At 63.9% G+C, this 15,230-nt stretch carries 12 protein-coding genes; 3 read left to right on the top strand and 9 right to left on the bottom strand.

What is annotated here, in order from left to right; genetic code table 11:
• Positions 1-74 precede the first annotated feature (74 nt).
• Positions 75-734, bottom strand: a complete 660-nt coding sequence (locus tag AB0L58_RS18155; protein WP_364387946.1) for a TetR/AcrR family transcriptional regulator — start codon at positions 732-734, stop codon at positions 75-77.
• A gap of 159 nt (positions 735-893) precedes the next feature.
• Here AB0L58_RS18155 and AB0L58_RS18150 point away from each other — a divergent pair, with 159 nt between their 5' ends.
• Both AB0L58_RS18150 and AB0L58_RS18145 read left to right on the top strand, forming a co-directional pair.
• Positions 894-2,162: a cytochrome P450 gene (locus AB0L58_RS18150; RefSeq protein ID WP_364388264.1), complete on the top strand. Its 1,269-nt coding sequence runs from the start codon at positions 894-896 to the stop codon at positions 2,160-2,162.
• 58 nt (positions 2,163-2,220) lie between these two features.
• Positions 2,221-2,889 carry a helix-turn-helix domain-containing protein gene (locus AB0L58_RS18145; protein WP_364387944.1) on the top strand — a complete coding sequence of 223 codons (669 nt, stop codon included), beginning with the start codon at positions 2,221-2,223 and terminating at the stop codon, positions 2,887-2,889.
• 290 nt (positions 2,890-3,179) lie between these two features.
• On the opposite strand, the gene AB0L58_RS18140 is transcribed toward AB0L58_RS18145, so the two are convergent.
• Together AB0L58_RS18140 and AB0L58_RS18135 are read right to left on the bottom strand one after the other, a co-directional pair.
• Positions 3,180-3,302: a hypothetical protein gene (locus tag AB0L58_RS18140; RefSeq protein WP_364387942.1), complete on the bottom strand. Its 123-nt coding sequence runs from the start codon at positions 3,300-3,302 to the stop codon at positions 3,180-3,182.
• Between the two features lie 203 nt (positions 3,303-3,505).
• Entirely contained in the window at positions 3,506-4,117 is a 612-nt protein-coding gene (locus AB0L58_RS18135; RefSeq protein WP_364387940.1) for an XRE family transcriptional regulator, read from the bottom strand.
• A gap of 169 nt (positions 4,118-4,286) precedes the next feature.
• Between AB0L58_RS18135 and AB0L58_RS18130 the strand changes: the two genes are divergently transcribed.
• Positions 4,287-7,592: a protein kinase gene (locus AB0L58_RS18130; protein ID WP_364388262.1), complete on the top strand. Its 3,306-nt coding sequence runs from the start codon at positions 4,287-4,289 to the stop codon at positions 7,590-7,592.
• A gap of 509 nt (positions 7,593-8,101) precedes the next feature.
• Here AB0L58_RS18130 and AB0L58_RS18125 read toward each other — a convergent pair.
• From AB0L58_RS18125 to AB0L58_RS18100, 6 genes are read right to left on the bottom strand one after another with little or no spacing between them, the layout of a single operon-like run.
• Positions 8,102-9,001 carry an SDR family NAD(P)-dependent oxidoreductase gene (locus tag AB0L58_RS18125; RefSeq protein WP_364387938.1) on the bottom strand — a complete coding sequence of 300 codons (900 nt, stop codon included), beginning with the start codon at positions 8,999-9,001 and terminating at the stop codon, positions 8,102-8,104.
• A gap of 14 nt (positions 9,002-9,015) precedes the next feature.
• Positions 9,016-10,059, bottom strand: coding sequence for an NADP-dependent oxidoreductase (locus AB0L58_RS18120; RefSeq protein WP_364387936.1), 1,044 nt, complete (start codon positions 10,057-10,059; stop codon positions 9,016-9,018).
• A gap of 10 nt (positions 10,060-10,069) precedes the next feature.
• Positions 10,070-11,215, bottom strand: coding sequence for an acyl-CoA dehydrogenase family protein (locus AB0L58_RS18115; protein WP_364387933.1), 1,146 nt, complete (start codon positions 11,213-11,215; stop codon positions 10,070-10,072).
• A gap of 7 nt (positions 11,216-11,222) precedes the next feature.
• Positions 11,223-12,266, bottom strand: coding sequence for an alcohol dehydrogenase catalytic domain-containing protein (locus AB0L58_RS18110; protein ID WP_364387931.1), 1,044 nt, complete (start codon positions 12,264-12,266; stop codon positions 11,223-11,225).
• Positions 12,267-12,320: 54 nt separating this feature from the next.
• Positions 12,321-13,892 (bottom strand): AMP-binding protein, encoded by a 1,572-nt coding sequence (locus AB0L58_RS18105; protein ID WP_364387929.1) that lies wholly within the window; start codon positions 13,890-13,892, stop codon positions 12,321-12,323.
• 29 nt (positions 13,893-13,921) lie between these two features.
• A complete protein-coding gene (locus tag AB0L58_RS18100; protein WP_364387927.1) occupies positions 13,922-15,226 on the bottom strand; it encodes an acyl-CoA dehydrogenase family protein in 1,305 nt (434 codons plus the stop codon).
• Positions 15,227-15,230: the final 4 nt, after the last annotated feature.

The following is a 15,230-nucleotide window of genomic DNA, read 5'->3' as shown; positions in this document are numbered from 1 at the left end:
CCCCGGACACAATCGAATATCCGCGGACTACACATTGGACGCGACGGTGACGACCCATAATTCAGGCAGATTCCTCACCTTCGACCAGTGCTGGGATCTTCGAGGTAGATTGTGGCCCAGACCATTTGAGCCAAGGTTTCGGCGAGGCGTACATCAGCCTCGCCGGAAGCGTCACGCAGCATCTGCAGACAGCATCGCTCGACCATCCAGGTCATCACGCGAGCCACTTCGGGGCTGTCGAGTGGTCGCACTCGCCCGGCCGCCTGTTCGCGTTCCAAGAAATCCCGGCTGTAGCCGGCGTTACGCTCGATGAGGTCGCGATAAATGGCGTCGATCTCGGGCGTGTACTGGGCAACCTCGGTGATCGCGGTAAGGATCGGCTGGTGCTTGCGGTAGACGGCGATGGCCTCGCCCATTGCATTGCACATCTGTTGGGGACTGGGGGGACTGGTCTGCCAGAGTCGCTGAACCGCGTCGCCGACCTCCGTGAGTATCTGTTCGGCGAAGTCTCCGAGAAGTTGCGATTTGTCCTTGAAGTACACGTAGAACGTGGCCCGCGAACTACCGGCAGCGACCGCGAGTCGTTCAACCCCGAGTTCGGTGAACGAAGCCCCCTCTCGCATTAGCGACTCGGTCGCATCGAGCAGGCGGCGACGGAACTCATCGCGCCGTCGTTCCCGGTCAGCGTCCGACGTCGTCCGCTTCGACTTGGGACTACGCGTGATGGAAGGCACTTTCGCAGATTAGCATTGCATACCCACCGTTAAGACAGCTCGTCTAAGACAGTGTGTCTTGACGCCGACTATCAGAAGCTCTACCGTCGGAAGGCCCACGATGTGGCCCTGATCACGATTCCGATTCAGGCGGTGAGTGTGCGAGAGAAAGAAGCAGGCATGACAAACGTCAGTGCGGCCATCCCAGGTAAAGCAGCCTTCGATGAGCTCGACATCTCGTCCAGGCAATTCTGGACGGCAACTGCCGACGAGCGTGAGATGACGTTTGCGATCCTGCGTAAAGAGCGCCCGATATCGTGGCAGCGCCCCGTGCAGTCGACACTGATCCCGCTTCCGCCCGAGCCGGGTTATTGGGCGGTGGTACGTAACGCCGATATCACCGAAGTCAGCCGCAATAGCGATGTGTTCATCTCGAGCAAAGGGGTGCACACGGAGCCGGCACCTCAGGAACTGATCGAGGCCTCGTTGTCGTTTATGGCGATGGACGGCACGAAACACGCGAAGATCCGGGGGCTCGTCCGTTCGGCCTTCACGCAGCGGGCGGTCAGCCAGCTCGTGGAAAGTATCGAGACAAATTCTCTTCGCATTGTGCGCGAACTCCTCGAAGCCGGGAGTGGGTGCGACTTTGTCTCCAACTGTGCGTTGAAGCTGCCGCTTGTGACGATCTGCGACATGATCGGCGTGCCAGATTCCCAGCGGCATGCAGTGTATGACGCCGCCGACGCGATGGTCTCGGCCACCGATCCCCCCTTTCTCGGCGATCGCAATCCGCTCGACGTAATCGTCGTCAACGGAATGTTCCTGCATCAGATCGCCGTCGAGATGGCACAGAAGCGCCGCCGTTCGCCCGAGGACGATCTCATTACGAACTTGGTGCAGGCCGAAGTCGATGGCGAGCGGCTGAGCGACGCTGAGATCGGTGCCTTCATGGTGCTGATGGCAACCGCCGGGAATGACACGACACGGCAGACCACCAGCTTGACAATGCACGCGCTGACCCAGAACCCCGAGCAGCGCAACTGGCTGATGGCGGACTTCGCCGGCAGGATCAACGGCGCTATCGAGGAGTTCGTGCGCTGGTCGACTCCGGTGATGACGTTCGGCCGCATCGCGGCCCGCGACTACGAGCTGAGCGGTCAGCACATCGCTGCGGGCGACAAGGTGGTGATGATCTATTCATCGGGAAACCGCGATCCCGAGGTGTTCGACCACCCGGAGCACTTCGACTTGAGCCGCCATCCGAATCCGCATGTCGGCTTCGGTGCGGGCGGACCGCACTTCTGCTTGGGTACCCATCTCGCCAGGATGCAGTTACGGGCGCTGTTCGGCACGCTGCTGACAACTCTTCCCAACATCCAAGCCGGCGAACCCACCTACCGGAGCGGCAACTTCATCCACGCGGTGCAGTCCATGCGGTGCATGTTCTGATCACGGCTATTCATCCTGATTCCGGCACGTCGCCGGAACTTCGACCGGAACCCGCCGCATGCGATCAGACGCCGCACGAAATCTGACGCGGATCCTAGCCGCTGCCGATCGGCTGTTCGCAGAACGTGGAGTCGACGTGACGCTCGACGACGTTGCCCAAGCGGCGGGGGTCGGCGTCGGCACGGTGTATCGACGGTTTGCGAACAAGTCCGAATTGCTCGCTGAGATTTTGCAGGGGTATGTCGCCGAGCTCGAAGGACGAGCAGCGGCGGCCGCGGTCGAAGACGACCCGTGGTTCGGGCTGACGTCGCTGCTCGAGCGGATCTGCGAACTCGTCGCAGGCAATCGCGGAATCGCCATCGCCATCACCGAGTTGGAGGATGGCACAACGTTCTTCGATCGATTCGAGGCGTCGGTCGCGCCTGTTGTGGGGGCCTTGCTCGATCGAGCACGAGCCTGTGGCTACGTGCGGCCGGACCTGGTGCCGTCTGATGTGCTTGCGATGATCCCCATGGTGCATACGGTCACGGTGTTCGCTGAGTCGGTGCAGCCGGACGTCTGGCGCCGGTACCTCGCGCTGTTGTTGGATGGGATGCGCGCCCCGGCGGGTGCACTACCGACTCCCGCGCTGACGCTGGATGAGATCAGAATTGCCCGCGCGGCCGCCGTGGCAAGTAGGCGGCGTTCTTCGTCAATGACGGCAGCCATGGACCGAGCCCGACGATGACGCCGCCCAGCTGATGGGTCGGCTGCGCAGAGCCCAGCACGATCATGAGGATGGCCATCGTCAATATCATCAGAAGTACACTCACGATCGCCGTTATCCACCAAAGTCTTCCCATGGTCTCATCCCCTATCGCAAGGTTTGTGGACTCAGTTCCGCATCGGGGAGATCGTGTCGACAATTGGCGGTGCCCGGCGACGCTGCGCACTGGCGATCGAGAGACGCTGCTGGCGGCGTAGCCGGCTGGCGCAAGTGGGCATCCAGTAGTTGAGATCATCGTCGAGCACGTCCAGTCAATCGCTGGCGCGTCCGTCGTCGAGCGGTTCGGCCCCGCAGAAGTAGAACTGCTCGATCTCGAAATGAGTGGCGTGCCTGGCGCGGCGTCCGGGGAATGGCTGCGCTGTCGCGGTGCTCACGGTGTCATTCCATCCCTACCTCGGGAGTTCGCCAAAGTTGTTGTGCCGCACAGCGGCACATCACCCACTTAGCGGCGTTCGAAGTTCGGTGGAGCGTCGGCAACGGATCCGTGTCCAGGGCCGACGTTCGTTCGAACGTCACCGCCGTCGCCGGCACCGATCTCGGCTTGGCCTAATCGTCCGGGCACTGATCCCTGGGCGGACTATGCGGATGCCGGGGTGACGGTCGGACCGAACTGGCGAACCTGAGGGATGGTCGTGACCATGTGCGCCACAACTCGCTCGCTCACACAGATGTGGCGATGCGGGACATCGCCTGGGAAGCGAACGAAATCTCCTGCGGCGAGATCCACAGGGTCATTGAGCGGACCAGTACGTAGCTTGCCCGTGATGACGTAAATGTGATGCAGCGTTCCCGGCGCGTGGGGTTTGGTCGCCTCCGAATGGCCCGCGGCTCGCTCGAGTCGCAGGATCAGCGTGCGGACGTAGCCGGATCCGTACGTCTCATCAAGCATGCGCTCCGACCAATGGCTGCCGTCGACCCACGCACCGTCCGCGGCTCGCTGCACGTACACGGGTGTTCCCCACTCGGTCAGCAGCCGCCGTGCGGTGACATCGAGCGCCGCGCCCAGCTGTGACAGCGTCTCCACCGTCGGGTTGCCGACTCCCTGCTCGATCTTCGACAGCGTCTGCTTCGATAGCCCAGAGCGCCTGGCGAGCTCGCCCAACGACATCGCCCGTTCCAGCCGGTAGCGTCGGACGTTACGCGCGACGAGTTCGTTCTCGTCCGCGCGACCGTCACTTTTGATCTGCATATCGTCATTCTTGCGGAACGACGCGGCCCTGGCCATAGTAAGCCAGCGACGCAGCTCCGCCGGGCGCGTCAGAGCGCGATCGTCGTGCCACGAGTTGAGCGGGCAAAGGGCAAGGCGATGGACTGATCCGCGCTATATCCTGATGTACGTCACGAAGCAGGACCGGCGTATGGGCGATATCGACCCGTGGAAAACTCAGCGCGCTGTGATCCCTGAGATCACAGCGGAGTTGGCAGCATCCGGATTCACCGACGCACACGAAATCGGGCGCGGCGGCTTCGGTGTGGTGTATCGGTGCACCCAGACAACCTTGGACCGGACGGTGGCGGTCAAGGTGCTCACCGCCGACTTGGACGACGCAAACCAGGATCGATTCGTCCGGGAGCAGCGGGCGATGGGCCGACTCACCGGACACCCGAACATCGTGGGCGTATTGCAAGTCGGTACTACCACTACGTCTGGTCGCCCGTATCTGGTGATGCCCTACTATCCGCAGGATTCCCTCGACGCGCGGATCCGCCGGCACGGTCCACTGTCGGCGGAGGAGACATTGCGGCTGGGGGTGAAGCTGGCCGGGGCGCTCGAGACCGCGCACCGGCTCGACATCCTGCATCGGGACGTCAAACCCGGCAATGTCCTGATCACCGACTACGGTGAGCCGGCATTGACCGACTTCGGAATCGCGCGAATCCCGGATGGCTTTCACACCGCCACCGGCACTGTGACGGGTTCGCCGGCATTCACCGCACCGGAAGTGCTAGCGGGCGAGGCGCCCAGCCCCGCAGCGGACGTCTATGGGCTCGCCGCCACGTTGTTCGCCGCGCTGACCGGGCACGCGGCATTCGAGCGGCACAGCGGCGAGCAAGTGGTCGCTCAGTTCGTGCGGATCACTACCCAGCCGACGCCGAATCTGCGCGACCACGGCATCGATGAAGAGCTCTCGCAAGTGATCGAACATGCGATGGCCCGCACCCCCGGTCAGCGGCCCTCCGCGGCCATGTTGGGCGCGCAATTGCAGCAGTTGCAGGCCGGGCGCGGGTGGCCCGTCGACGATATGGCGGTGCGGGCCGACGCCGGTGACGATCGGCAAGAAAGTACCCCGGTTCCGTTGATTCCGATGAGCGCTGTCGGCGCTCCGGCGCGAGGGCGCACTCAGTTCGCTTCAGGGATCAACGGAAGGGGGTCTGTTCCCCTCGAGCTGACGAGCTTCATCGGACGCCGCACGGAATTGACCCACGCCAAGGGCCTGCTGGCGACCTCTCGGCTGGTGACGTTGACCGGGATCGGTGGGGTCGGCAAGACACGGCTGGCATCGCGCGTTGCGACCAGTGCGCAACGCGACTCCCAGGATGGGGTATGGCTTGTCGAGCTCGGGGAGCTACGCGACGGTGGCCTGCTGTCCGGGGTGATCGCCGCCGCTGTGGGGTTGCGCCCGCAAGGGCAGCCGGTGCTCGATGTGCTGATCGACTACCTGGCGCCACGGCAGCTGCTACTAGTGCTCGACAATTGCGAACAAATCGTGGACGCGGCAGCGAAGGTCAGCGAGACTCTGCTGCGGGCGTGTCCGAAGCTACGGATCCTCGCCACCAGCCGCGAACCCTTGGACGTCGGCGGAGAAGCGGTGCTGCGGGTGCGGCCGCTGACGGTTCCCGATCCGGATCGGCGGCTGTCATTGCGCGGTGCGCCCCGCTACGATGCGATCATCCTGTTCGTCGAACGAGCCGCCGCCGCGGTCCCCGGCTTTGCTCTGACCGAGGACAACGTCGCCGCAGTGGCCGAGATCTGCCGCCACCTCGATGGACTGCCGTTGGCGATCGAGTTGGCCGCGGCACGGCTGCGGGCACTGTCACCCGAGCAGATCCTGCAGCGACTCACCGACCGGTACACGCTGCTGACCCATGGCAGCCGCAGCGCACCGAGCCGCCAGCAGACTCTGCGCTGGTGCATCGACTGGAGTTACTCGCTGTGCACCCCGGCCGAACAAACACTCTGGGCAAAGCTGTCGGTCTTCGCCGGCGGCTTCGAACTCGACGCAGCCGAACAGGTCTGCCAGGACGACCTCGAAGGGGAAGATCTCCTTGATGTGCTGACCGCCCTGGTCGACAAGTCCATCCTGATCCGGGAGGATCCTGGCTCGGTGGTGCGGTTCCGGATGCTCGAGACGATACGCGACTACGGCCGTGACAAACTCGACGAAGCCAGCCAATATACGGAATTGCGGCGCCAGCACGGGGACTGGTACCGCAAACTCGCCGAAACCGCCGATACCGACTGGATCAGTCCACGCCAGCTCGAGTGGATCGCCCGCCTCGACCGCGAACAACCGAACCTGCGTGAGGCACTGGACTTCTGCCTGACCAACACAGAAGCGGAAACAGAGGCCGCGTTGTCCTTCGCAGCGGCCCTGCAACCGTTCTGGTTCTCTCGCGGCCAAGTCGGTGAGGCGCGGCACTGGCTCGACCGCGCCCTCGCATGGCCCCCTGCCGCCACGGCGGTCCGCGCGAAAGCATTGTGGCGCGCCAGCCTCACGGTCGAAGCCCAAGACGATGCCCACGCCGCGTCCGCACTGGTCGCACAGGTCCAAGCACTCGCCGAACAGACCGAGCACCCAATCGTGCACGCGTTCGCCGATCTCACTCGAGCCCTTCACACAGTCCGCTGCGGCGCACCTTCCGGCGCACGCGCACCCCTGGAATCCGCCCTCGAGTCGTTCACCGCGCAAGGCGACGTCTATGGTCAGGTCTTTGCGCTGCTCGGGCTCGGATGGTCGCACGCACTGCAGGAGAACAACGAGGAAGCTCTCTCGTACCATGAGCGGGCCCTGGCGATCACCGAGTCCCATGGCGATTCCGTACAACGGTCATATGCCTTGTGGGCCACGGCCGTTGCGGCGTGGCGCCGAGGAGAAAGCGACCGCCCGCTGCGGCTGCTCCGGCAGGAACTGCAGCTGACCAGGCAGCTCAAAGACTCGCTCATGGCCGCGATTGCCCTCGAAACACTGGCATGGATTGTCGGAGCCCAAGGCGATGCACACCGTGCCGCCGTACTGTTGGGCGCCGCGACAACCCTGTCTCAGTCGGCGGGCACCTTCCCGGTGCTGTTCCCAAATCTGGCGGTCCACCATGAGGACTGCGAGCGAGCCGCCCGTCACGCGCTGGGCCGACCAAGATTCGACGCCAAACATCGCGAGGGTGCCTCGCTCGACCTCGATGCTGCAACCGACTTCGCCCTGGGAGACCGGCCGCCGGCCACAACTCGGGGCCCGGGTTCCTCGGCGGAACTGACCAGACGGGAATGCGAAGTTGCCGATCTAGTCGCCGACGGTCTGACCAACAAGTCCATCGCCAGCCGCCTGCACATCTCCCAGCGCACGGTCGAAGGACACGTCGAACACATCCTGACCAAACTCGGATTCACCTCGCGCTCCCAGATCGCCGCCTGGGTCGCCGAGCGGGGGCGGCACGCACACAGGTAGAGGCTTCGTTCCGCAGGCGGTGAGATTAGGCAGTAATGCGCCGAGCGCGCGAATAGTCGCCGCCGCGTCACGGCAGACGCCCGGGACTCATCGTTCCGCTGTGCGGCAATCGAACTCGATCGATGTAGATCCCCCATGCTCGAGCATTAGGCAAATCCAGTGATGCACATCACAACGGAGGTCATCGGCCGACCGCGGGAATCCGTGTTTACGTCAACCAGGCCGCCGAGGCTCATGCCGTGCTCGACTCCGCTCGGGCCACAGAACATCTGCCCGATCGGATGCTGAACACCGAGGGCGAGGCCGTGCTTCGGGAAACTGCCCAAACTTGCGTTCCAGAAGCAGTAGGGCATTACGGCTGGGGACCTTCGAGTGAATTCACTTCTGATGGACGACCTCTCAGCGAGTGGGTAGAAGCTTCTCTCGCGTTGGCGCTGATGCGACTGTTGGCCGGTGCGTAAGCACCGACCAACTGCGCAAACCTGCCATGACAACGGCGTTCGGCGTGATCAGCTCGAACTACCACCGGAGTCTTGGCTCCGCTGTTGATGTGCCGCGAGCGGTCCGCGGCTGAAAGCCGCTGCGAAGCTTCCTTTTTCGAGAACCTTCGCTTCGGTCAAACCGTCGACCTCAGGAGCAGCACGCCCGAATTGCCGGTCGATGACCGGCCACAGCACGCCACGGGTGATGTGCTGGATCCGCAGAGAGCGCGGGACGAAGATGCGGCGTGCTCTCCGTCGGATTCCGCGCACTAGCAAGTCGGCGGCCAATTCGACCCGATAGGTCTTGCGCGCGGCACCGGGAAGTTTCCGACGCATCCGTGCGAGGTCGGCATGCTCGCGGTCGCCGTCGCGCACCATCGGCGTGTCGATGAACATGAGGTACGCGATTCCCACCCCGACCCCGAGGTACGCGACCTCGGTCCGCAGTGTATTCAGCAGCGCTTCCAGGCCCGCTTTGCTGGCACCGTAGAACGACTCCCCCGGCGGGCTCATGATCGCGGCCGCCGAAGCCACACCGAGAACGTAACCGCGACTGGAGATCAGATGCGGCAGGCAAGCATGAATGAAACGCCAGTTGCCCGTGAGGTTGACGTCCAGTTGGACGGCCAGTACATCCGGATCCAAATGCCTTGCCACACCGACGGTCCCGATACCCGCATTCGATACCGCGACGTCGATCCGACCGAATTTCTCGAGGACGGCGCCGATCGCGGCCTTCACCGATTCCGGTTTGACGATGTCGCACTCCACGGCGATCGCGCCATCCCCGATCAGTTCTGCGGCGACACCGGCAGCGTCACCATCGATATCGAGGATTGCTACCCGGTGAGAGCTGGCCAGACGTCGGGCGACTTCGAAGCCTATTCCATTTGCGCCGCCAGTGATTACTGCTACTGGATTAACCATGCTCGTTCGCTGTCCTAGTCCGGATCCGCCACTCGCAGCAGCAGTTTGCCGGGCTCCTTCCCGGAGAACATTGTCGGGAACAGCGCGGGTGCGTTCTCGAAACCGTCGACAATGCGTTCTGCTACGTTCAGGCGACCTTCGGCAACCCATTCCGCGAGCTGTGCCGCTCCGTCGGCCAGCTGGTCGCGATAGAAGAACAGCAGAATGCCTTGCATCGTGAGTTGCTTCGTACATATCTGCATATAGTTCTTCGGTCCTGGTACCTGCACGTCGGTGTAGCCCGAGGACATGGCGCCACAGATCAGTACCCGCCCGAGCGGCGCCATTTGCACGAGCAAGGTGTCCAGCATATCGCCGCCCACGTTGTCGAAGTAGGCGTCGACACCGTTGGGGCACAGCTCTTTCAACTGCTCCGCGATGTCGTCGTTCTTGTAGTCGATGACCGCGTCGTAGCCTGGCTGCTCGAGGACCCAACGGCATTTGTCGGGGCCACCTGCTATACCGATCACGGTCTTCGCGCCGAGCGCCTTGGCAATGCCGCCGGCCAGCGAGCCGGTGGCCCCGGTAGCCGCCGAAATCACGACGGTATCGCCCGGCTTGACCTTCAATCCGTCCACCACGCCGAAGTACGCGGTCAGGCCGCCGACACCGAATACGCCGAGATTCCACGACAGCGGAAAGTCCGCCTTCGGCAGCACACGCAGCGGCATCGGCCCGTCGCTTCGGGCGAGAACGTAATCCTGCCAGCTCATGAAGCCCTCGACGAGGTCGCCGACCGAGTATGCGGGATCATTAGTGGCGACAACTTGGCCGATGCCCATGGTGCGCATCGGTTCACCGATCTGGATCGATGGCATGTAGCCGCCGTCGTCGGTGAGCCAGATGCGCTGGCTGGCATCGAATCCGAAATACAGTGTGCGGACGAGTACTTCGCCCTCTGTGGGCTCCGGGATCGCCGCCTCGTGATAGCGGAAGTGCTCCGGTGTGACCGCGCCCATCGGGCGTTCCGCGAGCAACCATTGCCGGTTGACCGAGGCTGAGTTTGTGGCTTGCGACATGTCGTCTCTCCTAAAGGCCGAGATCGCGGCCGATGAGTTCTTTCATGATTTCGTTGGTTCCTGCCCAGATCTTGGTGATCCGGGCATCGCGCCAGGCTCGGGCGACGCGGTACTCGTTCATGAAGCCGTACCCGCCGTGCAGCTGGACGCAGCGGTCGAGAACCTGGTTCTGCACCTCAGCCGACCACCATTTGATCTTCGCGGCATCAGTCGCCGAAAGTTCCTCGCGCGTATGGGCGATCACGCACTGGTCGAGGAAGGTTGTCGTGACGTCCATGGTCGTGACCAGTTCAGCGAGTGTGAACTTGTTGTACTGGAACGATCCGACCGGTTGGCCGAAGGCCTTCCGCTGCTTCACGTATTCGATGGTCTCGCGCAGAATCTGGGCGGCATGACCGACGCTGGTAACCGAAGTCGCCAGGCGTTCCTGGGCCAACAGCCGCATCATCGCGACGAAGCCCCGGTCCACTTCGCCGAGCCGGTTACGGTCGGGCACCCGCACGTCGTCGAAAAACAACTCGGCGGTATCGGCTTCGTCCTGGCCGACCTTGTCGAGCTTGCGGCCGCGGGTGAAGCCCGCCATGCCGTCCTCGACCACAAACAAGGTGATTCCTTTGGCGCCCGCCCCAGGTGTGGTGCGAGTCGCGACGATCACGAGATCGGCTTGGAAACCGTTGGTGATGAACGTCTTCGCACCGTTGATCACCCAGTCGTCCGCGTCGCGGACCGCGGTCGTCTTCAGCGCGGCCAGATCAGTGCCGCCCGAGGGCTCGGTCATGCCGATCCCGCAGATCAGTTCGCCCGCCGCGATTCCGGGCAGCCAGCGCTGCTGCTGTTCTTCGGTGCCCAGTTCGACGATATAGGGCGGACATACATGAGAGTGGATGCCGAAGCACGACGAGACACCGAGGCTCAGCGCCGCGACCTCCTCGGCAACAATCGCGTTGAACCTGAAGTCGTCTGTGCCCGCGCCGCCGAACTTTTCCGGAATCGCCAGCCCTAGCAGTCCCTGGGCACCAGCCTCCTTCCAGATGTCTCGCGGCACGGTCTTGTCCGTGAGCATCTGCTCGTGTCGAGGCTTCAGTACCCGGTCGACGAAACCGCGCACGGAGTCGCGAAACATCTCGTGTTCGGGTTCGTAGATGGTGCGTCGCATGATTCCCTCAGACCTGCGGCAGGACGACGAGACGGACGGGGTTGCCCTCGCGTGAGTTGAGCTGTGCGATGCCCTTGTCGATTTCGGTCAGCGGCATCGTGGCGGTCACCGAGGAGGAAACGTCCAGGCGCCCGAGTTCGACGAGCGACACGAGCTGCTCCAGATGACGCAGTCCGCCGCCTAGGTGACCACGGATCTCCTGCATCCGCAGCTGGATCGTGATGGGATCCGGCAAGGTGATCGGTTCGGGCGTCAGACCGACGAGCACTGCTTTGCCGGCTTGTCCCAGCGCGGCCGCCGCCTGCGCCCGGACAGCGTTGTAGCCGACGAACTCAACCGCGGCATCCAGCCCACTCCCCTTCGTCAGCGTCCTGATCTCGTCGAGGTGCCCTGGATCTGACGGATCCAGCACAACGTCGGCTCCGAGCCGCAATGCACGGTCCCGGGCGGGCTCGGAGGGATCGAGGGCGATGATCGGTGCCGCACCGGCGAGCCGTGCGATCTGGACAGCGTGCGTTCCGAGACCGCCGAGCCCCCAGATCCCAATCGACTGGCCCGCGCGCAGCGTCGCTGTGTCGACCAGCGCCGAATAGGGGGTGGTCACCGCGTCGGCGAGAATGGCCGCCTGTTCGAGCGGAATGTTGTCGGGTACCGCCACGAGCTGTTCGTACCCGACGACGACGTACTGGGCCCAGGCCCCGTCATAATGGGCTCCCATCACCTGCACGTCGACGCACTCATCCGCACTCCGGCCGCGTACGCAATTCGCGCACCGGCCACAGGCGCGGCCTGGCGTCAGCGCGACTCGCGCGCCTTCCTTCCATCGGTCCGGAACCGCCGCGCCGATGGCCGCGATAGTGCCCGCAGCCTCATGTCCGGGGGTCACGTCGGGGATCGGCGGCGGCAGCAAGCCCTCTACCAGGTGGACATCGGACATGCAGATGCCGCAGGCCTCGACCCGGACGAGCACCTCGCCCTGGCCGGGTTCCGGGATGGCGACCTGCTCCAAGGCGAAGGTCCGGGTGTCCGCGTGATATCGCGCGGCCGTCATGGTGGTCAAGGAATTCTCGATTCGTCGCCGGGCGGGACGAGCCCGCGGGTGGTGTCAGATCTGCCGTTCGTGCCCGCGCCAGAATGATTCGCGGACATCCTTTTTCAGGACTTTGCCGTTCGCGCTGCGCGGCAGCTCGGCGACGAATACGACCTTCTTGGGTGTGCGGATGCCGCCCAGTGTGGGACGGCAATAGGCGATCAGCTCCTCCTCGGACACCTCCGCGCCCTCGTTCAGCTCGACCACCGCCGTGACCGCCTCACCCCAGTCCTGGTGCGGGGTGCCGATTACCGCGCAGTCCTGCACGGCAGGGTGCGACCAGAAGACCTGTTCGACCTCACTCGGATAGACGTTGAAACCGCCCGAAATGATCATGTCCTTCTTGCGGTCGGTGATGTGCAGGAAGCCCTCGGTGTCGAGGTAGCCGACATCACCGGTGTGTAGCCAGCCGTCGATGATCGTCTCGGCGGTCTTCTCGGGAGCGTTGTAGTAGCCCTTCATGACCAGATCACCGCGCACACATATTTCACCCGGCTGGCCGACCGGCAGGATCTTTCCGTCATTGTCCATGACCTCGACGCGCACCATCGGCCCCGGCCGACCGGCCGCCGAAAGCCTGGTGTCGTCGGCGATCTGCCCATCGCGGAAGTGATCTTCCGGGCGCAGAAAGGCAATGCCCGACGGCGCCTCGGTCTGCCCGTAGCCCTGGTGCAGCACCGGGCCGAACACCTCGATGGCGCGGCGCAGCTTCTCTGTCGACATCGGAGCCGACCCGTACATCAGGTATTCGAGCGAGCTGAAGTCCCGCTGCTCGATGCCCGGGATCTCCAGCAGTCGATAGATCACCGTCGGAGGCAGGAAAATCTCGGTGACACGGCGCTTTTCGATCAGGTCGAGCAGAGCGACCGGATCGGGACGGGTCATGACGACAACGGTTCCGCCCCGGGCGGTGCACGGCAGGGTGAGAGTGCCCGCCGTGTGCGTCATCGGGGCGGCGACGAGGTTCACGATCTTCTTATTCGCCGGGTAGGGGGCGGCGAGCATCTGGTGCACGGCACTGACGGTCAAGCTTCGGTGGGTGTTCATCACCCCCTTCGGTGCTCCGGTCGTGCCACCGGTCGGCATGATGCCAGCGACACCGTCGGCGCCCGGAATGTAGTCCGGCACATCGCCTGTCGCTCCGGCCAGGAATTCGTCCAGCACCCGAGCGTCGGCTGAAGCGGCCACTGCAGTGTCGCTGCCCAGCGAGACCACGGTGCGCATTTGCTCCAGCTCGGTGCGGAGTTTGGCGACCACCGGCAGGAACTGTTCGTGGCAGAACAGCACCTCGCAGTCGAACCCCGACAACAGCCGCTGGATCTCTTCGGGTGGATTGGCCGGATTGACCGGAACCCATGCCAGCCCTGCCCGCCACAGGCCGAGCACGCACGCCCAAGCCAGTGGGTCGTTGCCCGCCAGCACAGCGCCCTTTGTCTCGGGCGCAAGTCCCTGCTGGAGCAGCGCATTCGCTACTCGACAGGATAGTTCGCCGATTTCGGCGTACGTATACTCGCGATCGCCGGCGACGAAGGCGATGCCCTCAGGATCGCCTCGCCAGCCGCGATCGAAGAAGTCGGTGATTGCCATGAAGATCTTTCCCTTTTCGAGCGCCCGCGTCAGGGGTGCAGCTTGCCAGCGCGATGCAGCATCGAGTTCAGGGAACCGAACTTCAATGCCAGCAAGTTGTTTTCGCCGTCTTCGATACGCGAGGAACGGGCGTCACGGAACAACTTTTCCATCGGGTATTCCCGGGTGAGGCCATAGCCACCGAACAGCTGCAGGGCTTCGTCGGTTACCTCGAAGGCCAGCTCGGTGCAGGTCACCTTGGCCGACGCGGTGTAGTACGGGTGCTTCTGGGGTGAGAGGAATGTGTAATCGGTGGTACGGCGAGCTACCGCCCGCATGGTTTCGACCTTACGGGCGAGGTTGCCGAGCCGATACTGCGTCAACTGATGGTCGGCCAGCACCGCACCACCCTGTTTACGCTCATGGGTGTACGCCACCGCGTACTCGAACGCGGCGCGGGCCAGGCCGGTCATGATCTGGCTCATTGCGACGCCCGCGGTGGACCAGGTACCGGCGTGGCCGCGCCAATATTCGTCGCCGAGCGAGAGCGCGTATCGCACAGGCACTTTCACATTATCGAAAAAGATCTCCCCCTGCGGCTGCGCTCGCTTGCCCAGCTTCTCCAGCGGACGGCCGCGGCTGACGCCCGGAAGGTCCAGCGGCACAATCACTTCCACGCCACGTGGATGTCCCTCGTCGTCGAAGAAGCCATCACCGTAGTCGGCCGCGATGGTCAGTAGCCCGACCTGGGCTACCGGCCCATTGGTGACCCATGCCGAGCTCTGGCCGTTGATCACGATGTCACCGCCCGATACCCGTGCGGTAAGATTGCCTTTATTGCCGTGCGGGGCGGTGGCGTGCCGTTCGTTCGGATACAGGCTCAGCCCGTCGGAACCGCGGTCGGGCTGAGTGCCGACCCATGCCCCGAGCTTGCCCGTGCACAGCTCGACCAATTCTTGATTGCCGGCCCGCCCCGCCATCATCTTCGGAAAGGCACCCGCGCCGAGCGTGACGGACAAGCCGGCGTCACCCCAGCCGAGCTCCTCGACAGCAATGGCCTGCAGACGGGCCATTGCGGCAGCGGGCACACCCTCCATCGCGTTGTCGAATTCGATGCCGGAAGTGGCGACCGTGTTCAGGAATTCCCAGAACGGCGAGCCCGGCGCGACAACTTCTTCCGCGGTGAGCTTGTCGAGCGCGATACCAACCGGACGCATCACGTCTTTGGCGAACCCGTGCAACGCCTGCTGCACGGCGCGTTCGTCCTCACCGAGCACTTCGAATCCGGACAGCTCCGTGTGCGGGATACCCGGCCGCACGGACGCCCGGACTTCTTTGTCGAGCTGCTGTGTCATGGCA

The sequence above is a fragment of the Nocardia sp. NPDC052112 genome (assembly GCF_040680135.1).
GTDB lineage: Bacteria > Actinomycetota > Actinomycetes > Mycobacteriales > Mycobacteriaceae > Nocardia.
The sequence above is the reverse complement of the archived record's forward strand: the minus strand, read 5'-3'. Positions and strand labels throughout refer to the sequence as shown.